Below are 21,865 nucleotides of genomic sequence, written 5' to 3' on the forward strand. Positions count from 1 at the left end.
AAGAGGTTGTTCCATAGTTCAGGAGCGAGGGAAGTATAAAGCACAGCGGAAGCGACGCAAAGGGAAGCGAAAAGTTGAACCTGAGCGGAGCAGAAGCGTGTCTGGTGACAATGGCGGAGGGGAAACACCCGTACCCATCCCGAACACGGACGTGAAGACCTCCAGCGCCGAGGATACTTGGAGGGAGACCTCCTGGGAAAGTAGGACGTTGCCAGGCGAGAGAGAAGAGAAGGGCCCTGAGGGGAACGCTGAGAAGCGGGACCTTGGGGCTCTTTTTGTTAACTGAAAAGCCGCGGGATAAGGTCGGAAAAATCACTAGCGTTGCATTAAACTCGTTTGCAAATGTCAAGCGTGGCAATTCGTCTCTCCATGATATAGAACAGAATATTCAGACCTATCGTTTTGACCTAGATGGACTAAAAAGCCATAGTTCCCTTAACAAGTTGCCCAAATCCCACATTTTGGCTATCAGATTGGGTCGTACACCATACTCTCTAAGTGCTCAATCTCTTCGTCTATGTACTGCTGTAACGTCATTGCGAAGATTTCTTCTGTCTTCACCTTCTTTCGCCCAGTTGATGCTCTTGTGGGTGGCCGGCTTAAATAACACCGAAACTCTGTGAAGGGCTCTGACCAATGCCATCGTACACATTTGTAGACATCGAGCAGTCTTCCCGGATGTTTGACCCTCAACCGCAACAACACGAGTAAACAGAAGGTAATCAATGCAATGCGCAATTGGTTGTAGACCGCATTTTCGCTCTTCCCATAGAATTTCTTTACATGCAGGTGTTGCTTAATCCATTTGAAGAAGAGTTCGATCTGCCAACGATTCCTATACAAATCACAAATCTCTGTTGCATCCATCGTTAAATCGTTTGTGAGTATCATGATTCTTCGTCCATCACTGTCCAGTACTTCGAGCCAGCGCGTTGGATGAACCATATTCCGGAACTTCGAACCCAGCCGTATGACTGCATCTCGAACAACGAGTGAATCTTGTGCCACAGGTCGCTCTTCATACACTTCCATGATGCTGGCATTCTCCCGAAGTCGTGTGACAAAGCGTGTTCCATTCAGGATATACTCGTCAAATTTCTGATAATCGACGTAACCACGGTCGAATACGTTGAGTGCATCTGGCTCATTGACCACCAGATTGTCCATTTGAGTCCTATCCGCTGGTTTGGCAGGCGTCAGAATCTCCTTATCCGGATACGCCAGGTCATTCTCAAATACGAGGCGCAGGTGCAGTTTCACACCTGCCTTTGTCTGCCTAAATTCTGCCCACGGATATTGAGAGACGCACATCGTGATGGTCGAAGCGTCAATCAAGTTCATCCGCTTTAATGCCTGTGTGGCCTTCTTTGCCCCGACAGTACGGGCAATTTGCGCAACACATCGTTGGAAAACGGACGATGGAAACTTCGTGTCCATCTGTCTCAATTTACGGGACAACTGTGATGTGCTGATCGACTCGAGACCAAGTTCAGCCTGTAGTTGTTGATTCTCGTTCAACAAGGCACTCAGACTGGTTAAGGAGTCGATTTGCTGCAACTGGGCAAACACAAGCAATTGGAGAAACGTGATGGAATCGAGTTTCTTCGTGTACCTATCCAGACCAAGTGTTTTAATCTCACGCAACATTTCCACTGGATTCAGTGGAGAAAGGTATTCCGCCAATGTGGATTTTATGATATGCTTGCCCATGTGCGTCCTTAGATTAGATTTGGACAGGGCAACCTGTTCTTTCTATTCTAAGGATTTTTTATGTCCTTGAGGTTACAACATCTTGAACATTCGAATCCTTCTGTTCGGTTTTAATTAGCCTCCCCTCTTGACAAACCCTAAAAATTTTAATGCAACGCTAGTGCGGAAAAATACCCTATTCGGCACCTTGGGCTGTGATTTCCGGTGATTTTGCGGGCATAAGGTAAAATTCATGCGCTAAGTGGCCCGAATCTGCTGTAATGTGGTAGCGTCAAGAAGTCTGTGTAAATCCGCATGTAGGAATCAGGGGAGATCCTCATCATTGCGAGTCTTCGTGTTTTTTAAGTCTCTTCGTTGAATATTCCGAACAGGCACCTTGCTGTCTTGTACGTTACCAAGGTAAATATATCCATCCCTCACGTCTTACAGCCTGAGTGGGAGGGGTGAATGGCCTTTGGCCAGAGGGGAGGAGCGAAGCGGCTTCCCCTGTGCAGAGCCTGTGGAGCTTGTGGGCAACCCTATTCTTGGGTTGTCCATCAAATCCACAGGCTTTATTTCGTTTCCTCAGTACCGTACCTTTCAGCAAACATCTCACGGAGGCGCTTCTGGGTACCTGTATCCGCAAATCCCCGCAAGGCGCGTTTCGACCATTTCTCGTTATAGCCTGTTGCGAACAGATACACGATCTTCTCAGCCGCCTCAAGGTTCGCGATGCTATTCATTGGCTTGACTCTCTTGCGGATTTCCTTAATTGTCCGCTCGATCGCGTTAGTCGTATAGATAGCATACCGTATCGCTGCAGGGTACTTATAGAAGACCAGGAGGTTGTCCAAGTCCTCTCGCCACGACTGCACCTCACGTGGGTACTTCGCGTTCCACTTGCTCTCGAATTGCCTGAAGCATCCTAGCGCTTCCTCGTAGGTCTCACTGGAATATACGCCCTTCAAATCCGCAAGAACCGTTGCCTTGTCCTTGGCTCGGACTTTCACAATGATGTTGCGTAATTTGTGAACAACACAGCGTTGGAAATCGGCCTTCGGGTAGACGGATAAGAAGGCTTCCTGCAGTCCGGTCAACCCATCTGCTACACCAATCAGGATTTCCTCAAGCCCACGCGCACGCAGATCATTGAAAATCTCTCGGCAAGATGTAGCGCTCTCCGTGCCACCCACATAGTAGCCAAGGATTTCTCGGTGTCCATCCTCATCAATTCCCATCACGACATAGATGGATTCGTTGTCCACGGTATCCCGCTTGAGCGCCACATACATCCCATCCATGTACACGACAGAGTACCGTCGTTTTAAGGGGCGCTTGCGCCAAGCATCTACATCCTGTAATACGATATTCGTGATGTTGCTAATGGTGGTCGGCGAGTATTGAACACCAAGCATCCGTTCAATGAATTGCCCCACCTCACGCGTACTCATACCGCCCTTGTACATTGCGATGATGGTTTCTTCCAACCAAGCATCTCGCCGACTATACGGCTCAAATATGCTGGTTTGAAACTCACCTTCCCGGTCTCGAGGAACATGTAAATCCTCAATCCGCCCAAACCGTGTATCCAGCGTCCTCGTGTAATATCCGTTGCGACTGTTCTTCAATTCCGGATGCTCTACCGTCAGGAAGTTGTGGATCTCCTCACGCATAATGAGCTCCAAACGCTCTTGGATGAACTTCGACATTTCCATTTCCAGTTGTGCGGCAAGCAACTCTTTGTTAGTCTGATACAAAGTAGGGTCATCTCCTCTGGACTTCAGCAATCTTGAGGATACCCTACTTTTCCTATTTTGTGGACTGCTTACACAAACTATTTTACGCCATCTGTAATGTCACAAATAAGGTAGAAAACGTGCACTATGCTGCCGGGTCGGGGGCGAGGGCTCCGGTTTGAGACCCGGACAGTCTCCGAAGCCAATGTGCGGCTCCCTGTCACCCACCTGAATGTCCTAATAAGACATATCAACTGAAAAGCCGCGGGATAAGGTCGAAAAAATACCCTATTCGCCGGCCCAGGCCGCGATTTCCGGTGATTTTGCGGGCATAAGGTAGAATTCATGCGCTAAATGCCGCGAATCCGCTGCAATGTCACAAATAAGGCAGAAATCGTGCGCTATCCGACCGCGCCTGGCCGCAAGCCCGGCCCCCAGCCCGCGCCCCGCCTACTCCCGGCCCACAAGCCCCGCCCCCGCCGCCCGGCGCCGCGTCGCGCCACTCCCACCACATCCACCCCGCCTCCTGCTGCCAATACCTGCGTGTTGCGGTGGAGGATAGGCCAGAAATCGGTGGGGGAAAACTGTAGCGAATTCGAATGTGGGAGGGGGAGTTTGATGAAGGGGAAAGTTTGTGCACTGATGCTTGCCTGCTCGGTACTGTTGCCGATTGCCGGGTGTGGCAATGCGGCAAATAATACCGCCGCTGGTGGGTTCGTTGGAGGGGTTGGCAGCGCTGTTGGGCAAGGGATGAATACCGTTGGGAACGCCACCACGGGATGGCGAAATGGTGGGAATCATAGCCGTGTGGGCGACGTGGGGACGTTTGTGAATCAGCGCCACACGGTTCAGGTGGATGCAGCCCACAAAGCGATTGTCTTGCGTTATCAGAATGTGGGGCGGACGGCGACACTGGCTGGGACGAATCAGCATATTTCGCATGTCACAGTGCCGGTTGGCTGGACCATCCGGGTTGAGGGAACGGGGACTAAAGCCGGGACGAATCAAGCCGGAAACACCAACATTGTCGTTGTCACACAGCGGGCGGCTGCAGCGGCTGGGCTTACGTGGAATGGGCAAACTGTCATTGGGCAGAATGCTGCGGGTGCAGGCGTGACTGGAGCTGGTACTGTGACCGGGACGCGTGGGGGTGTGACGGCGCCGGGATCGACTGCGTTTAACGGCGGAACTCCTGGACATGGCTTTACTGGCGGTGCAGCGGGCGGTACCGCAGCTGGCTTTGCGGGCGGCACGCGAGCTGGCGGAGGAACGGGTGTCGGTGGCGCCACCACAAGTGGACCCACGAATGCCCTTGTAACAGGAACACATGTGTTACATGCGACAAAAGCTGGCCAATATGCCGTCGTGGTCACAGGCCGCAATCAGGCTCCGCAAATGTTGAGCACCATTACAGTATCGAAGACGGCGAAACTTCCGTCCATTACAGCACAAGGGAATCGTGGATAAAATCACGGGTTTTGGACCCTGGTCAATGGCTAAATACATGCCTGACCAGGGTTTTGAGTGAATCGTCAGGAGGGAACAGCTTGTCAGCGAAGGCGACCGAAACTGGGACACAGGTAGCGATTCAAGCACTGCAAAGTCGCGGGGTAGACATCCAGGATATTGCGGATTTGACTTACTTCCTTCAGAAAGATTACATACCGGATCTGAACTTTGAGGAATGTGTGGAGAGTGTTATGCGGGTGCTCGCAAAACATGAAGTTCAAAATGCGATTTTGACAGGCATTGAGTTGGACACCTTGGCGGAAGACGGGTTGTTGAAGCGGCCTCTTCTGGATATTATCCAGCGCGATGAAAGCCTCTATGGTGTGGATGAAATTTTGGCGTTGTCCATACTCAATCTCTATGGGACCATTGGCTATACCAATTATGGATATATTGACAAATTGAAGCATGGTATCCTTGAGTCGTTGAACGATAAATCGACGGGAAAAGTGAACACATTTTTGGACGATCTCGTCGGTGCCGTTGCGGCTGCCGCATCGAGCCGAATTGCACACGGCCATGAGCCAGAATTGTTTTCGTAGCAGGCGTGTGTTGGTACGGGTAACTGGTTGCCACGTTTGTGACAACCAGTTGCGTGCAGGTTCTTCAGATCTAGCGTGCCGTTGTGCGTGTTTCGGCGGATGGACTTCGTGTATCGGGATGTGGCGTGGTTTCTTCAATCTCGGGTTTATCTACTTGCGGCAATTCCTCTGGTTCGTTGGTCATCATGGTCGCATCACCTTTTTCAGCGTGTTGTTATGTGAGGAATTTTTAGTTTGACCTGCGTGCTTTCGGAGTATGTACCCAACCCGGGGCAGCGCGTTGGTTCGGCTTGAAAGCCATGGTTGCCTTGCCGCGGGGAATGGGAGTGAGGAGCAGCTTAGCATTCCATGTTTGTCGGGATGGACAGGGCGAGTTGGGCCAAACGCAAATCCGATTCAATCGTTTTTCCCACGTCATACGCAGGATACAGTCCCCGTGCGTGCATGTAGTTAAACACTTGGGCGTGAAATTGAATCGCTTCATGCAGATTTTTCTCGAGCGTCATACGGATTTCGGGCGTTGCGGTTTCGGTGATGGCGATAGCGAGGTTACGAACGTTCGTTTTGGCGAATGTTAGTAAGTCTCCAGCGTAGATCGTATCTTTTGCGTTCGGCATCGCGGTGATATTAACAGCCTACCTCCATCTTTAGAAACGCGGCGAGTTCTTGAATTCGTTTTTCCCCTTGTTGAATGCACATGAAGTACAGTTGGCGCAGTTCAGGGTCCTGGATTTTTCGCAGGGTGCTTTTATGTTTGGCTAAGCCGATGCTGTTCGATGCCAGAAGTTCGTGTAGCTCCAGTGTTTCGTGTGGGGCTAGTTGATCCATTGAGAAATCCTCCTCAAAATCATGTCTCCATTTACTTCCCCATATCTCTATTCGGCGATGGCCTATGCTGCGAATGCAGATTATAAATTTGGGCTCCGATGTGCGGAAATCTCATAGCGCTTTGTTACCTTTGTGGTAACCTAAAGGTATCAATAGTATTGTAAAAGACAGCAAAGAGGTGCCGGATATGGACAAACCATTTGCGTATGTCACGCGAGGAGGCATTGCCGAGAGCGTGCATGCCGGTGTGATAGCCGTTGTATCGAGTGACGGCAAATTGGTGGGCGAGTTTGGAGATTCAACGTTGGTGACGTTTGCGCGCAGCGCATGTAAACCATTACAGGCGATTCCCGTGGTAGAGTCAGGCGCGATGGCTTCCTATGGTTTTGACGAAGCGGATTTAGCGCTGTTCTGCGCGTCGCATAGCAGTGAACTGCAGCATACGGAGCGGGTAGAACGGATTCTCGAAAAGATTGGTCTCGACGAATCGTATCTTCAATGCGGCCCACATATGCCACATAGCATGGAGACATATGATCGACTGATTCAGGCAGGAAAGTCGCTCAGTTCTCTATACAGCAATTGTTCAGGGAAACATTCGGGTATGTTGGCCTATTCGAAGCATGTGGGCGCCGATATACACACGTATCACCAGGTGAATCATCCTTTGCAACAAGCGATTTTAGAAGTGGTGGCCGAGTTGACCGAGGTGCAAAAGCAAGACATCGTCCTTGGCGTCGATGGGTGTGGCATCCCGGTACACGCGCTACCCGTTCGGAATTGGGCGAAGGCGTATGCGAAATTTGCTCACCCCGATGCGTTTGTCCACGGTGACGCGATGCGCCAAATTTCCAGTGCCATGAGAGCCTATCCTCAACTGGTGGGTGGAACGGACAGGTTTGATACCGACTTGATGACGGCGACACACGGTCGTATTCTTGCCAAAGGCGGGGCAGAAGGGTTCATGATGGTGGCTATTCCGGAGCAATCTGTCGGTATTGCTATGAAAGTGCGCGATGGCAATGCGCGTGTCATTCCACCGGTAGTCATTCGGACACTGACGACTCTGGGTGCTTTATCGAACGATGAACTTGAGGCGCTGCAAAAGTATGTGGCACCAGAAGTGAAAAATACACGAGACGAAGTGGTCGGAGAGATTGTGGCCGATTTTGAGCTCAGTTTGACCTAAGCTTTCTGATAGTAACTTGTTTGGCAACAGCGTTCGATTGGTGGGGCGACTGCCCCACCTAAATTCCTCTACGATGCGTGGTATGCAACGCACATCATCCCGAAATAAGTGGGTACTTCATACGAGAGAAACGTGTTGTTACGTGATGCTTCCGGGATGGCGCCTGCGAGAATGAGGGTCTGCCATATGCCGTCGGGTTTCGCGTGATGGATGAAGGAGTCTGAGAACGAAGTCATCTTCTCCAGTGCGTTCGTCTTGAATAGCTCGACGACTTGTGTATCCAACGCTTTGGCGTTCTCGTGGAAACCATAAGGACCGCGTTCATCGTGTGCGTGAGACCAGTCGCAACTCGCGATGAGGCCGACACGTTTCCCTGATTGGCGAACTTGATGGGCGATGATGCGCCCCATGGCGAGGTGGTCATCATACGAGAGGCTGCGCGAGGGTGTGACGACGACGACGGGCACATCCGGCATGAAGTGCAGTGGCACCATGGCGCCCCAGTCGAGCGGCAGGGTGGAAAATGGCCCTTGTGCAGTGGCAAAGTTCGCTGCCGCAACGGGGATGGATTGAGCTTCTGCGCCAGTCACAATCGCGTTGGCTAAATCCCTGTCTACGCTGCGCTTGAAGTGTATGATAACACCTTTCTCTGGGCGCTCATCTCCGACCATCATGGCGACAGTCTGTTCTGACATCTCCCCAGCCATGAAAGATGACGTGGATACGGAAAACATCCCTTCAATTTTCAACCCATGTGGCGTCAACACAATGATCGTTTCGGGAGCGGCTTCGTGCATCCAGGCTCCCAGTTGTTTCATGCTTTGTCTCGTTTTCGCCATTAAATCTGGTTCATCGCCAGAAAGTTCTTCGAGGATGGGGAGCCCGTGTGGTGTGACACAAGCAAACACAAATGGATGGCTCATGTGGTAACTCCTTTCAACGGGCCTGTACGCGCCCGATTCCCCTCTATATTAACACTCAGAGTATTTGAAATGTTGACGAGATGGAACCTCGAACAAAGAGCCCGCTTTAGGGCCCTTTGTTGTGGTTTTTTGGGTTATGCCTGTTGGGACGATTTGCGCAGGTAAACAAGGTAATAAGCCACTGCGACAAATAAAGCACCGCCAACTAAGTTGCCAAGCATCACCGGGACGAAGTTAGCAAAGTATTGTCCCCACGTCGCTTGACCTGCAAAGATGGCTGCGGGAATCACAAACATATTGGCCACCACGTGTTGGAACCCGATAGCGACAAACGCCATGATAGGGAACCAGATACCGAGGATTTTCCCCGAAAAATCTTCGGCTCCATAGGCGAGCCACACGCCAAGGCAGACGAGCCAGTTGCAGCCGATGGCGGAGACAAAGGCTTGACCGAAATTGTCCGCCAGTTTTGCGTTGGCCACGGCAACGGTTTTCGTCAAATATGGACCCGTCTCCGTCAAACCGACAATGTGGCCGAAGAAGTATGCGACAAATACTGCGCCGATAAAGTTCGTGATGAGAACCACAATCCAGTGGCGGATCAACAAGCCAAACGAAATACGTCCCGCGAAGGCGGCCATCGGCAGGGACATCAATGCACCTGTGAGCAATTCGGCGCCCGCCAAAACACACAGGATAAGTCCGACGGGAAAGACTGCGGCCCCGAGGAAGGAGCCGAATGATCCCCATTGCGGTGGGAGATCGCCACTGACGCGGATGTCGAGGAGAAAGCCGATGGCTATGAATGCCCCTGCGAGAAAGCCCAGTATCAGCAGGCTCGGCATAGGCAGTCGAGCTTTGCTTTCACCTGCGTTTACTGTGATTTCAGCAATTTTTTGTGGTGTGTGAAACATCGTCTTTGAAACCCTTTCTGAGCGAATTGCCAAGATCGCCATGGACGTGAATAACCCGCTCACCAATTCCAAAAACTTGTACAGGTAGAAAGCTATTCTGTTGTAGTTTGTGGACAATGTAAGGCTTACATGTATGGAACTGCTAACAACCTGACGAGGAGTTGAGATGATGAGCCAGAGTGATTCCCAAAATGGGCAATTGATCTCACTCGAAATTGACGGCGTGATGGCCGCAGTGGAATCCGGAGCTAGTGTGCTCGATGCCATTTTATCTGTGAACGATCACTATCCTCATATCTGTTATCACGAGGCGCTGGGGCCGATTGAAACGTGTGATACATGCATTTGTGAAGTCGATGGGCAACTTCAGAGGGCATGTGCCACGAAAGCAACGTCCGGCATGAAAATCAGTACCGCCGGCCGTTCGCCTGAGGTTCGCATGGAGGCGTTAAATCGGATTCTGCACAATCACGAGTTGTATTGCACCGTGTGTGATAACAACAACGGGAATTGTACTGTGCACAACACGTCCATGCACATGGGGGTCGAACACCAAAAGTACCCGTTTGAGCCGAAGCCGTACGAGCAGGACAACTCGAACCCGTTTTATCGCTATGACCCTGACCAATGTATCCTCTGTGGCCGCTGCGTGGAGGCCTGCCAGAATCTGCAGGTCAGCGAAGTCTTGTCGATTGACTGGGAACGAGAACATCCACGGGTCATCTGGGACGATGACCGCCCCATCCAAGAGTCGTCGTGTGTCTCTTGTGGGCATTGTGTGACGGTGTGTCCGTGTAACGCGCTGATGGAGAAAAACATGTTGGGCGAGGCAGGGTACATGACCGGCATCCGACCGTCCCTGTGGGAGTCGATGGTTCACCTCACGAAGGAGATTGAGCCAGGTTATGGCCCGATTTTCACCGTTTCCGAAATCGAATCTCAGATGCGCGAGTCGCGGATTAAACGCACGAAGACGGTCTGTACATATTGCGGGGTCGGCTGCAGTTTTGACGTTTGGACAAAGGGCCGCAAGATATTGAAAGTGGAGCCGCAGATGGAGGCACCAGCCAATCAAATCTCCACTTGCATCAAGGGGAAGTTTGGATGGGACTTCGTGAACAGCGACGAGCGGTTAACCTCGCCGTTGATCCGCCGTGGAGACGAATTCGTGCCTGTGTCCTGGGAAGAGGCGCTCGATTACGCAGCACAGCGCTTGTCGGAGATTAAGGAAAAGCATGGTCCAGATGCGATTGGGTTGATTTCTTCGTCCAAGTGCACGAACGAGGAAAATTACCTGATGCAAAAGTTCGCGCGGGCCGTGATTGGCACCAACAATATCGACAACTGTTCGCGTTATTGCCAGACGCCAGCCACGGAGGGACTGAAGCGGACGTTCGGGCTCGGAGGGGATACCGGTTCTATCAAGGATTTGGCGAATAGCGATCTCGTCATGATTGTCGGCGCCAATCCAGCGGAATCTCACCCAGTTTTGTCGACGCGTATCCGGCGTGCCCACAAGAAGCGCGGACAGAAATTGATTGTCGCGGATTTGCGGCGCAACGACTTGTCGAATCGGGCGGACATCTTCTTGCATCCAAAGCCGGGGACGGATTTGATTTGGCTGTCGGCGGTGACCAAATACATCATCGATCAAGGTTGGCACGACAAGAAGTTTATCGAAGCGCACGCCAATGGATTTGACGATTTTGTCAAGTGGCTGGAACCGTACACCTTGGAGTACGCCGAGGAGCAAACCGGACTGTCGAAGGACATTTTGGTTGAGACTGCCGAGATGATTCACAATGCGAGTTCCATGTGTATCTGTTGGGCCATGGGCGTCACGCAGCACATCGCGGGCAGTGAGACGAGCACGGCGATTTGTAATTTGCTCCTCGCGACGGGCAATGTCGGGCGTCCGAATACCGGCGCTTACCCGCTGCGTGGGCACAACAATGTGCAAGGTGCAGGCGATATGGGGTGTGCGCCCACGTATATGCCGGGATATGAGTTTGTTGACGACGAGAACGTGCGCGCGAAGTACGAACGGGCCTGGGGTGTGAAATTGCCGACGAACCCGGGGGCAGACAACCATCGGATGGTTGAAAAGATTCACGAGGGGAAACTCAAGGCCATGTATGTGATGGGCGAGGAGATGGCGATTGTGGACTCCAACGCCAACCACGTGCAAGCGGCGTTTGAGAAACTTGAGTTCTTTATCGTGCAGGATGTGTTTTTCAGCAAGACCGCGCAGTTTGCGGATGTCATCTTCCCGGCGGCGCCGAGTTTCGAAAAAGAGGGGACGTTCACCAACACGGAGCGCCGGATTCAGCGGTTGTATCGAGTGTTTGAGCCGATGGCGGGATCGCGACCGGATTGGGAAATTCTTACCGACCTGGCGAATCGATTGGGTGCGAACTGGACGTACGAACACCCGTCGGAAATTCTCGAAGAGGCGTGTGGACTCACGGAATTGATGAAGGGCGTCCGTTACGAACTGCTGGAGGGATATCACAGTTTACAGTGGCCCGTGTTGGAAGATGGAACGGACACGCCGGTGCTTTATCTGGACGGATTTGGGTTCCCGGATAAGAAGGCGAGATTCTACGCGCCGACTTATCGCGATCCGGTGCTGCAACCGAACGAAGCGTACGACTTGCACCTCAATAACGGCCGGATGCTCGAGCACTTCCACGAGGGGAATTTGACCTATCGGGTGGCCGGCATTCGCGAGAAAACCCCGACTGCCTACCTGGAGATTTCCAAGGAACTGGCGCGTGAGCGCAAGATTTCGACCGGCGCGCTCGTCCGTTTGGTTTCTCCATATGGCCAGGTGAAGCTGCGCGTCGTCGTGACGGATCGAGTATCGGGGAAAGAAGTGTATTTGCCGATGAACACGGCGGATGATCACGAAGCGGTGAATTACCTCACCAGTAGCTACCATGACGATATCACGCATACGCCGGCGTACAAGGAAATTTCGGTGCGGATGGAAGTGCTGGAGGACAAGGGGCCGTCGCCGATGGTGCGTGGCAACTTCCGATTGGGTAATCCACAACCGCGTCCTGGCGTCATGGTCGAGCGCAAGTGGAAGCGGCGCGATTATCGGCCACTGACCGATGACACCGTGACAGAGGACAAGGTCAAACAGCGTTAGGAGGGAAGCGCGAATGGCACAAGCGATACGGCGGGTCGCACAACACGAAGTCACCCCAGAGCAGGTATTCTACGAAGCGCAAATGAGCATCGAGGATGAGTTGGTTGAGAGTAAGGACGCCGTGATCCAAATTTTGAAGCTGGCTCGGCGTCTCCATGAGACAGAATTCCTCAACATGGCTACGGCTTTGCTCGAACAGGGGACAGATGTGCTGGAAATCGTCGTCAATCAAGCGGGTAAGCCGCAATATGCAAAGGGCCTCAAAAATATGATGGGACTTGTGCAGATGCTTGGCGTCCTCGATGTCTCGTCCTTGTCTGGGGTCGTCCAAGCGTTAACCAATACCACGGAACGCGCGGAGAACGGTGATATCGAACCGGTACGAGGGCCGATCAAGCTCCTGGGCGCGATGCGTGACCCGGATGTCGGCCTCGCCCTTGGTTTCGCGTTTGACTTTTTGCGCTCGCTTGGGGCACAACTCCGTGTGCAGGGCCACGCAGTGCAAAATTCGCCGTCCGCGGCGGATGAGGGAGGACATCATTGATGGAACAAGGCAATGGGCGCATGGGCGGCGCGGTCCGACCACGCTTGAGAATTACGATTTTCTCGAGAAAATTACGCATTTCGATCGCGAGCGCATCCCGGAACGCGTCGTCCATGCCAGAGGGGCCGGTGCCCATGGCTACTTTGAGACATACGGCAAGGTTGGGGATGAGCCGGTCTCGAAGTACACACGGGCTAAGCTGTTTCAGACACCAGGTGCGCGTACGCCAGTCTTTGTGCGCTTCTCATCGGTCATTCATGGCACGCACTCGCCAGAGACCTTGCGCGACCCGCGCGGCTTCGCCGTCAAGTTCTACACGGAGGACGGCAATTGGGATTTGGTCGGCAACAATCTGAAAGTGTTCTTCATTCGTGACGCGATGAAGTTTCCGGATATGGTGCATGCGTTCAAGCCGGATCCTGTGACGAACATCCAGGATGAGGAGCGATTTTTCGACTTTGTCGCCAACTCGCCAGAGGCCACGCACATGGTGACTTTCTTGTATTCGCCGTGGGGTATTCCTGCCAATTACCGACAGATGCAAGGCTCGGGTGTCAATACGTATAAATGGGTCAACGCCGACGGTGTCGCGGTGCTTGTCAAGTATCACTGGCAGCCTTTGTCGCAGGGCATTCGCAATCTGACACAGCAGGAAGCCACCGAGATTCAGGCGACAAACTTCAATCACGCGACCCAGGATTTGTACGAGGCGATTGAACGTGGAGATTATCCAGAGTGGGAGCTTTGCGTGCAAATCATGAGCGACGATGAACATCCGGAACTCGATTTTGATCCGCTCGATCCGACGAAAATCTGGCCGGAAGAACAGTTCCCGTTTCTCCCTGTGGGCAAAATGGTCCTGAATAAGAATCCGGAAAATTACTTTGCCGAGGTCGAACAGGTGGCGTTTGGCACAGGCGTGCTGGTGGATGGCCTCGATTTTTCGGATGACAAATTGCTGCAGGGCCGCACGTTCTCTTACTCGGATACGCAGCGTTACCGCGTGGGCCCCAATTATCTGCAGCTACCTATCAACGCGCCGCGCAAGCGCGTGGCGACGAACCAGGAAGGCGGGCAGATGTTATACCACGTGGACAGGCCGAATCCACACGTCAACTACGAACCGTCGTCGCTTGGTGGCCTCGAAGAGGGGAAAGAGGGCGGCAAGGAGTACACGCCATATGTCAGCGGCCACTTGGTGCGCCAAAAAATTGACAGGACCAACGACTTTAAGCAGGCCGGCGAGCGCTACCGGGCGTTTGAGGACTGGGAGCGCAACGATTTAATCGCCAACCTCGTCAATGGCTTAAGCAAGTGCCGCAAGGTGATTCAGGATAAGATGATCTAGCACTTCACCAAAGCCGATGCGGAATACGGCCGCCGCGTGGCGGAAGGTTTGAAATTGAAGGCGGCCCAGCAAGGCGGGGTGGCGGGCCCGCTCGGATCGCGAGAAGCCGGTGCTGCAGTCACAGAGGCAGTGCACGACTCGCATTCGGCGAAACCGTACTGAGTGGATTAATTGTAGCGGGATAGGGGCGGATACCCGGTTGGCTGAGCATAGCCAACCGGGTATCTTTGTGGGGGCGTGGGGCGGATGCGGGGCGGATCGACTGCTGGGCCGGGGGGCTGGTCGCTGGACGGCGGCAATAGCGCAGAAAATCTACCTTATTTTCAGACTTTCGATAGGTTTGGTCGATTTAAGGCACGAAAAATGCCCTATTTACTCAAGACCTGCCCGATAGAGGGTAGCGTCAAGAAGTCTGTGTAAATCCGCATGTAGGAATCAGGGGAGATCCTCATCATTGCGAGTCTTCGTGTTTTTTAAGTCTCTTCGTTGAATATTCCGAACAGGCACCTTGCTGTCTTGTACGTTACCAAGGTAAATATATCCATCCCTCACGTCTTACAGCCTGAGTGGGAGGGGTGAATGGCCTTTGGCCAGAGGGGAGGAGCGAAGCGGCTTCCCCTGTGCAGAGCCTGTGGAGCTTGTGGGCAACCCTATTCTTGGGTTGTCCATCAAATCCACAGGCTTTATTTCGTTTCCTCAGTACCGTACCTTTCAGCAAACATCTCACGGAGGCGCTTCTGGGTACCTGTATCCGCAAATCCCCGCAAGGCGCGTTTCGACCATTTCTCGTTATAGCCTGTTGCGAACAGATACACGATCTTCTCAGCCGCCTCAAGGTTCGCGATGCTATTCATTGGCTTGACTCTCTTGCGGATTTCCTTAATTGTCCGCTCGATCGCGTTAGTCGTATAGATAGCATACCGTATCGCTGCAGGGTACTTATAGAAGACCAGGAGGTTGTCCAAGTCCTCTCGCCACGACTGCACCTCACGTGGGTACTTCGCGTTCCACTTGCTCTCGAATTGCCTGAAGCATCCTAGCGCTTCCTCGTAGGTCTCACTGGAATATACGCCCTTCAAATCCGCAAGAACCGTTGCCTTGTCCTTGGCTCGGACTTTCACAATGATGTTGCGTAATTTGTGAACAACACAGCGTTGGAAATCGGCCTTCGGGTAGACGGATAAGAAGGCTTCCTGCAGTCCGGTCAACCCATCTGCTACACCAATCAGGATTTCCTCAAGCCCACGCGCACGCAGATCATTGAAAATCTCTCGGCAAGATGTAGCGCTCTCCGTGCCACCCACATAGTAGCCAAGGATTTCTCGGTGTCCATCCTCATCAATTCCCATCACGACATAGATGGATTCGTTGTCCACGGTATCCCGCTTGAGCGCCACATACATCCCATCCATGTACACGACAGAGTACCGTCGTTTTAAGGGGCGCTTGCGCCAAGCATCTACATCCTGTAATACGATATTCGTGATGTTGCTAATGGTGGTCGGCGAGTATTGAACACCAAGCATCCGTTCAATGAATTGCCCCACCTCACGCGTACTCATACCGCCCTTGTACATTGCGATGATGGTTTCTTCCAACCAAGCATCTCGCCGACTATACGGCTCAAATATGCTGGTTTGAAACTCACCTTCCCGGTCTCGAGGAACATGTAAATCCTCAATCCGCCCAAACCGTGTATCCAGCGTCCTCGTGTAATATCCGTTGCGACTGTTCTTCAATTCCGGATGCTCTACCGTCAGGAAGTTGTGGATCTCCTCACGCATAATGAGCTCCAAACGCTCTTGGATGAACTTCGACATTTCCATTTCCAGTTGTGCGGCAAGCAACTCTTTGTTAGTCTGATACAAAGTAGGGTCATCTCCTCTGGACTTCAGCAATCTTGAGGATACCCTACTTTTCCTATTTTGTGGACTGCTTACACAAACTATTTTACGCCATCCGATAGAGCTGAAAAACCGAGAATTAGTGCAGATTTGATGTCTTATCGGCGCCGAAACAGCTCCGCATGTCTTAATAAGACATTTGCGCCAGACTGCGTGCCACAATCCGGGATTCTCTGCGCCCCGCCGCCGCCTCGCCCGATGCCGCCCCGCCGCCAGCCCATTGTCGATCCGCCCCAGGCGCGCCACTGGCTCCCATGCCGCCACTGGCCTCCCGACCCTACGCGCACCCTACCATCGGGCAAATTTCCGATGAGGGTTCATCTTCGGCGCGATCAAAGTTATAATGATGAAAAATAAAGTAACTAACCTGATGGAAGTGAATTGGCGGGGCCCATCTGTGCCTGTGACCAGATGTGGACGTATCCTTGCCTGCCGCCTTTTTTCAGGAACGCATATGCGTCAGGAGGACTGTTATGATTGAGGTATACCCAGCTGATTCGCGGTTTCACGCCGAGCACGACTGGCTTCGTTCCAATTTTAGCTTTTCGTTTGGCCCCTACTACAATCCGGATAATACCCGCTTCGGTCCAATGCGCGTGTTGAATGACGATTTTATTGCGCCGCAGAAGGGGTTTGGCGCACACCCACACAGTGACATGGAGGTCGTCTCCATCGTCCTGACTGGCAAGTTGCGGCACCAGGACAATTTGGGCAATGTCGGTGTCACGTCGTGGGGTGAAATTCAGCGGATGACGGCAGGTCGTGGCATCATTCACACGGAATACAGCGCTTCGACGGATGAAGAGCTCAACTTGTTACAAATGTGGTTTGAGCCGGAGGAGCGGGGACTTGAGCCCTCTTACGAAATCACGCGTTTTGATGTGGACGCGCTGGCTCGGCAGTGGACGCCGGTCGTCTCGACAGACGCATCCGATCACGTCGCGAAAATCCACCAGGACATGACGATTTATCTCACTGACTTGGCGATTGGCGAGACGAGGAGCTATGAGACAACCTCGACGCGTCGAATGTTTCTGTTTGTCATCGACGGTGATATCCAGGTGGGCGACGAGACAGAACTGCACAAGCGGGACTCCGCTCGGATTACGGAACTGTCAAAACTTGAAGTCCGCGCGACATCGCCGTCCCGGTTGATGCTCATTGACTTGCCATAGGAGGTGCCCTGCGGTGCATGAACGGCTGAGAATTCATCATGGTGTCGGCTCACGGGTGTTGTTTGATTCGGATAAAGGAAACATTCCCTTTACCTACGCGCAGGAGGGCAGCGGGTGGAAGTTCACTGTGCAGACGGCGAAGACCCCGGAGATTGACGAAGTCCTGCGGCTTAAGGACGAGGTGAACGTCTTTATTTTTCGCGAGGAGAACGGTGTAGCGGTAGAGAAAGTTTGGTTTTACACGGGGGATGGCGCGGTGGACTACAGTGACGAGGAAGCTGCGCTGGTGATTGTGGCGAGCCGGCAGATCGCCTATCATCCAGGGGATTTTGAGCAGTAAATCAGTAAATTAATAAATCAAGTTTATGGGGCATCAGAACATGCTGCGGCCAATGGCAGAGCAGTGTGTTCTTTTTTGTTTGGCCGTGTAGTAGGGACACGTATCGGCTGCGCTTGTACCCCCATTGGCATATCTATGTGGCGATGCGAGGGGGCTGAAATCGATGGAAACCATTGTGTTCCTAGGTTGTCAGAGGAGCGGATCGAGTAGGGAAGCCATTCAAGCCGCGAAGGAATTAGGCTATCATACGGTGCTCTTGACGGATAGGAAGTCGTTTGTCGAAGAAGCGCGCGACTTTCCGGATGTCGACGAGATGATATATACGGATTTGGCGCACGAGGCGAAGGTGCGACGCGTCATTCAATCCTTGCGGAACAATGGGCGCGACCTGCAGGCCATTACGAGTTTTGTCGAACCGAACGTCTCGCGCGCCGCGCGTTTGCACAACCAGTTTTGCGGTGGGCGGTTGTCGGCAAACGCGATGGCGGTGATGGAAGACAAGGTCAAGACGCGTGCAGCATTGGCGGGTACGCCGTATAACGTGAGGTATCTCGTCTACGATGGACGGCGCCCCATTGAACAGGTGGTTCGGCGGATCGGTTGGTATCCGGTGGTGATGAAGCGGCCGGGATCAGCGGGATCGAAAGATGTCATCCGGGCATTTTCCCCGCAGCAATGCAGGCACCGCATTCGCCAGTTGACTGCGAAGCATCCTTTCGGGCGAATTCTCATTGAAGAATATATTCGTGGGCCGCAGTACCTTGTAGAGGTTCTGGTGCAACGGCGAACCATTCATATCGTTGCGATTGTCGAGCAGCACATGTTGAAGCATGAAGGGCGAATGATTGTAGCGGGGTATGCCGTTCTCATCCGGCCACCGCGCGAGTTGCTCGACAGTTTGCGCGAGGCGGTGAAGGACGTTGTCATGAAGCTCGGATTCGAGCACGGACCGTGTCATATCGAACTGCGCCGCCGCGGTGATGCGTGGAAGGTCATTGAAATCAATCCACGGATGTCGGGAAGCGCGATGAATCGGATGATTGAACTGGCCTATGGGGTCAATCTCGCCGAGCAGACGCTGAAATTGATGGTCGGGCAATCGATTGATTTGCGGGGGCGGACGCGGCAACACGTTTACACCCAGTTTGTCACTGTAAATCAAACAGGTATCCTGGAGTCGGTTGAAGGTCGGGCGCGCGCCGAGCGAGTGCCGGGGGTTCGAGTGGTATCGATTAAGCCGCGCAAAGGGGATAAAGTTCAGCGCCCGAAGTCGATGGGGCATCGTTATGCGTATGTCATCGCTTCGGATGAAGACTCGTTGGACTTTGCACGCGAAGCTGCAGCGCGCGCGGCGGGTTATCTTCATTTTACAGTGCGAGAAAGCGGGCGTGCGCGATGACGGAGAAACCGCGAATTGGCTACTTGCATATTCGGCGAGATCCGGAAAAGGTTCGGAAATTGTACGCGTTTCAGGCTGTGGCGAAGATGGAGGGCGCGTTGTTGTTCTATTTTTCCCCTCGGCGGATTGACTTGGCTTCAAAGACCGTTCAAGGGCTTGTTTATGAGAATGGGCGTTATCGCGAGCGCACCATGCCGTTTCCAGACGTCGTCTACAACGACAGGACGCCGCAGGATGGCGTTGGGGCGAAGCTGGTCGAGGCGATGCTCGAAACGGTTCCTGTGACCAGTCATTCGGTCGGCAACAAGCTCACCGTGTATCGGCGGATTTTGTCTGGAAGGGTATTTGCGGATTACCTGATTCCGTCTCGGCGGGTGGGGGACGGTCGGGATGTGATTGACTATGCGGACCAGCACGGGAAAATCGTCGTCAAACCAGTGTCAGGTCGACAGGGTAAGGGGATTTTCTATATTCGGCGGCAAGCGGCAGCAAATCGGCAATCTGCTCGCTATCGGGTGACAGAGTCAGGTGTCACGCAGTTCTATACGGCGTCCGAATTGACGTCGGCGATGAATCTGCGCCTGCGGACGACGGACTATTTGATGCAGCCGTTCATCGTCTCACAGACCAAAGATGGTGTCACGTACGATTTTCGGATTCACGTGCAAAAGGATAAGACAGGGGATTGGACGTTGACCGCGGTCTATCCGCGCATGGCTAGCGCGAACGGCGTCATTCCGAATCTCAGCAGCGGTGGCTACACGATGTTCCCGCAATTATTTTTTCAGCGTGAGTTTGGCGCCCGGTCGTCTGCGATGTTTGCCGAATTAGCTGATTTTGGCATTGGGCTGGCGCGTCATTTAGAGCGCGTATCCGGGCAATCGTATGACGAGTTGGGCATTGATGTCGGAATTGACGAACGTCGTCGCCTGTGGCTCTACGAAGTCAACTGGCGGCCGGGGCCACCGCCGATTTGGAATATCGAACTCGACGTGGTTCGCAACGCGGTTGGTTACGCCATGTACTTGGCTGGAGTCAGGCAGCGCGCGAGAAGATAGCGCGCTGCTTTTGTTTTTTTTCTATAAAATCATATAAAAATAAACATAAACAAAGATAATGGTGTATAATCAAAAATGTAATCTTCGACGGCAGGTCTGCGGAGGTGAGAACGTCATGATGAACTTACTAGCCATTGACTTAGGCGCGTCCTCTGGAAGGGTCATGCGTGCATCGTTCAATGGTGCCACGTTAAGCTTGCAAGAGGTCAGGCGATTTCGAAATCAACCGGTTTATATTGCTGATCGGATGTACACGAATCTCTATTCCATTTATCAAGAGATGAAGTGGGGCATCGCCGAAGTCGTCAAAACGCACGGCCAAGTGGCGGCGTTAGGAATTGACAGCTGGGCGGTCGATTATGGGCTTGTCGACAGTAACGGCCACTTGTTAGATCTGCCGAGGCACTACCGCGACGGGCGCAATGTGTCTGCGATGGCTGAGGTGGTGGACAAACTCGGAAAAGCGGAACTGTTTTTGCGGACAGGAATTCAGTTGCAGCCATTCAATACGCTGTATCAATTGTATGCGATGAAGCGCGAGAATGAGAATCTATTGTCTGCTGCACACAAACTGTTGCTCATCCCCGACCTCTTGAATTTCTTCCTGTGTGGTGAAATTGCGGCGGAGTTCACGAATGCCACGACGACGCAGTTGATGTGCGCGGGGTTGCGCGAGTGGGATCGAGAATTAATGGCGCAGCTTCAGTTGCCGGATGGGCTCTTGCCTTCGATTGTACCCGCTGGAAGCGCTTTAGGTTATGTGCGAGATCGAGAACTATTGCGTATGGGGCCGGTATCGTCGACGCGCGTGATTCATACCACCTCTCATGATACCGCTTGTGCTGTTGTTTCCGTGCCGACGGATGGACAGCACTACGCTTACATCAGTTCTGGCACTTGGTCTCTGATGGGCACTGTCGTTGCGGAGCCGATGATTAATGAATTGACGGAACAGTTGAACTTCACTAATGAAGGCGGCTTAGGGAATTATCGACTGCTCAAAAATGTCATGGGACTGTGGTTGATTCAAGAGACGCAGCGCGTACTCGAGTCGGTTGGAGAGCAGGCGGACATTGAGCGGTTGATTCATCGTGCTCGCATGGCAGAACCGTTTCAGTTTCTGTTTAATCCCGACGATGTACGGCTGTTGCAGCCTGAAAATATGCCGGATACCATTCGGCAAATCTGCGTCGAGACTGGGCAAACCCCACCAACCGACGCAGGGTCACTGGTCCGTGGCATTTTCGAATCCCTGGCGCTGAAATACCGCATGGTCCTGGACGAACTGGAACTGGTGACCGGGCGGCATTATGCGGCGGTGCACATCGTCGGGGGCGGATCGCAAAATCAACTGCTGTCCCAGTTCACCGCCAATGCGACCGCGCGCATGGTGGTAGCCGGCCCGAGTGAAGCCAGTGCAATGGGCAATGTGTTGGTGCAACTCTTGGCACTCGGTGAAATTGCGACGCCATCGGACATGACGGAACTCGTCATTCGCTCAGTCGAGCCTGTGACCTACGCGCCGCGGGACGTCGATTTGTGGGAATCCGCGTACGCCAAGTTCCAGCGGATTGTCGAAAAGCAAGCGGAGTCTCAAAGACTATCGATATAAA

18 protein-coding genes, 1 rRNA gene and 1 pseudogene are annotated in these 21,865 nt (G+C 52.9%); 12 read left to right on the forward strand and 8 right to left on the reverse strand.

The features are described 5' to 3' along the window. The first annotated feature begins 100 nt into the window (after positions 1–100). A 5S ribosomal RNA gene (rrf, locus tag K1I37_RS06515) occupies positions 101–217 on the forward strand. Between the two features lie 251 nt (positions 218–468). On the opposite strand, the gene K1I37_RS06520 is transcribed toward rrf, so the two are convergent. Together K1I37_RS06520 and K1I37_RS06525 are read right to left on the reverse strand one after the other, a co-directional pair. Continuing rightward, positions 469–1,710 carry an IS4 family transposase gene (locus K1I37_RS06520; RefSeq protein ID WP_021294689.1) on the reverse strand — a complete coding sequence of 414 codons (1,242 nt, stop codon included), beginning with the start codon at positions 1,708–1,710 and terminating at the stop codon, positions 469–471. 551 nt (positions 1,711–2,261) lie between these two features. After that, positions 2,262–3,446 carry an IS256 family transposase gene (locus tag K1I37_RS06525; protein WP_272496358.1) on the reverse strand — a complete coding sequence of 395 codons (1,185 nt, stop codon included), beginning with the start codon at positions 3,444–3,446 and terminating at the stop codon, positions 2,262–2,264. Between the two features lie 597 nt (positions 3,447–4,043). On the opposite strand from K1I37_RS06525, the gene K1I37_RS06530 reads away from it, so the two are divergent. Beyond that, entirely contained in the window at positions 4,044–4,892 is an 849-nt protein-coding gene (locus K1I37_RS06530; protein WP_021294959.1) for a hypothetical protein, read from the forward strand. 80 nt (positions 4,893–4,972) lie between these two features. Next, positions 4,973–5,476, forward strand: a complete 504-nt coding sequence (locus tag K1I37_RS06535) for a phosphatidylglycerophosphatase A family protein (protein ID WP_021294960.1) — start codon at positions 4,973–4,975, stop codon at positions 5,474–5,476. 338 nt (positions 5,477–5,814) lie between these two features. Here K1I37_RS06535 and K1I37_RS21805 read toward each other — a convergent pair whose 3' ends face one another. Then, a complete protein-coding gene (locus tag K1I37_RS21805) occupies positions 5,815–6,093 on the reverse strand; it encodes a spore coat protein (protein WP_021294962.1) in 279 nt (92 codons plus the stop codon). Positions 6,094–6,103: 10 nt separating this feature from the next. After that, the gene (locus tag K1I37_RS21810; RefSeq protein WP_021294963.1) at positions 6,104–6,304 is read right to left on the reverse strand and encodes a hypothetical protein; all 201 of its coding nucleotides are present in this window, start codon (positions 6,302–6,304) and stop codon (positions 6,104–6,106) included. Between the two features lie 187 nt (positions 6,305–6,491). Between K1I37_RS21810 and K1I37_RS06545 the strand changes: the two genes are divergently transcribed. Next, positions 6,492–7,493, forward strand: coding sequence for an asparaginase (locus K1I37_RS06545; protein WP_021294964.1), 1,002 nt, complete (start codon positions 6,492–6,494; stop codon positions 7,491–7,493). Positions 7,494–7,561: 68 nt separating this feature from the next. On the opposite strand, the gene K1I37_RS06550 is transcribed toward K1I37_RS06545, so the two are convergent. Further along, the gene (locus K1I37_RS06550; protein ID WP_021294965.1) at positions 7,562–8,416 is read right to left on the reverse strand and encodes a DODA-type extradiol aromatic ring-opening family dioxygenase; all 855 of its coding nucleotides are present in this window, start codon (positions 8,414–8,416) and stop codon (positions 7,562–7,564) included. 134 nt (positions 8,417–8,550) lie between these two features. Beyond that, complete coding sequence (locus tag K1I37_RS06555) at positions 8,551–9,330, reverse strand: formate/nitrite transporter family protein (protein WP_031217768.1); 780 nt, start codon at positions 9,328–9,330, stop codon at positions 8,551–8,553. 169 nt (positions 9,331–9,499) lie between these two features. On the opposite strand from K1I37_RS06555, the gene fdhF reads away from it, so the two are divergent. From fdhF to K1I37_RS06570, 3 genes and pseudogenes are all read left to right on the forward strand, one after another. Further along, positions 9,500–12,484, forward strand: coding sequence for a formate dehydrogenase subunit alpha (gene fdhF / locus K1I37_RS06560; protein ID WP_021294967.1), 2,985 nt, complete (start codon positions 9,500–9,502; stop codon positions 12,482–12,484). Between the two features lie 13 nt (positions 12,485–12,497). Continuing rightward, positions 12,498–13,028 (forward strand): helical membrane plugin domain-containing protein, encoded by a 531-nt coding sequence (locus K1I37_RS06565; RefSeq protein WP_021294968.1) that lies wholly within the window; start codon positions 12,498–12,500, stop codon positions 13,026–13,028. After that, positions 13,009–14,538, forward strand: a pseudogene (locus K1I37_RS06570) (catalase). Before K1I37_RS06565 ends, K1I37_RS06570 begins: the two are co-directional and overlap by 20 nt. Positions 14,539–15,059: 521 nt before the next feature. Here K1I37_RS06570 and K1I37_RS06575 read toward each other — a convergent pair. Together K1I37_RS06575 and K1I37_RS21490 are read right to left on the reverse strand one after the other, a co-directional pair. After that, a complete protein-coding gene (locus K1I37_RS06575; RefSeq protein ID WP_272496358.1) occupies positions 15,060–16,244 on the reverse strand; it encodes an IS256 family transposase in 1,185 nt (394 codons plus the stop codon). A gap of 163 nt (positions 16,245–16,407) precedes the next feature. Then, the gene (locus K1I37_RS21490; protein ID WP_021295327.1) at positions 16,408–16,536 is read right to left on the reverse strand and encodes a hypothetical protein; all 129 of its coding nucleotides are present in this window, start codon (positions 16,534–16,536) and stop codon (positions 16,408–16,410) included. 217 nt (positions 16,537–16,753) lie between these two features. Here K1I37_RS21490 and K1I37_RS06580 point away from each other — a divergent pair, with 217 nt between their 5' ends. From K1I37_RS06580 to K1I37_RS06600, 5 genes are all read left to right on the forward strand, one after another. After that, on the forward strand, positions 16,754–17,455 hold the full coding sequence (locus tag K1I37_RS06580; protein WP_021295326.1) for a pirin family protein: 702 nt from the start codon (positions 16,754–16,756) through the stop codon (positions 17,453–17,455). Between the two features lie 13 nt (positions 17,456–17,468). After that, entirely contained in the window at positions 17,469–17,795 is a 327-nt protein-coding gene (locus K1I37_RS06585; RefSeq protein WP_021295325.1) for a hypothetical protein, read from the forward strand. Positions 17,796–17,958: 163 nt separating this feature from the next. Then, complete coding sequence (locus K1I37_RS06590; RefSeq protein ID WP_021295324.1) at positions 17,959–19,194, forward strand: ATP-grasp domain-containing protein; 1,236 nt, start codon at positions 17,959–17,961, stop codon at positions 19,192–19,194. Then, the gene (locus tag K1I37_RS06595; RefSeq protein ID WP_021295323.1) at positions 19,191–20,252 is read left to right on the forward strand and encodes a YheC/YheD family endospore coat-associated protein; all 1,062 of its coding nucleotides are present in this window, start codon (positions 19,191–19,193) and stop codon (positions 20,250–20,252) included. Before K1I37_RS06590 ends, K1I37_RS06595 begins: the two co-directional genes overlap by 4 nt. Before the next feature lie 115 nt (positions 20,253–20,367). Then, positions 20,368–21,864, forward strand: coding sequence for a rhamnulokinase (locus K1I37_RS06600; protein ID WP_021295322.1), 1,497 nt, complete (start codon positions 20,368–20,370; stop codon positions 21,862–21,864). Position 21,865: the final 1 nt, after the last annotated feature.

Origin of the sequence: Alicyclobacillus acidoterrestris, assembly GCF_022674245.1 — a bacterium.
Classification (GTDB): domain Bacteria; phylum Bacillota; class Bacilli; order Alicyclobacillales; family Alicyclobacillaceae; genus Alicyclobacillus; species Alicyclobacillus acidoterrestris.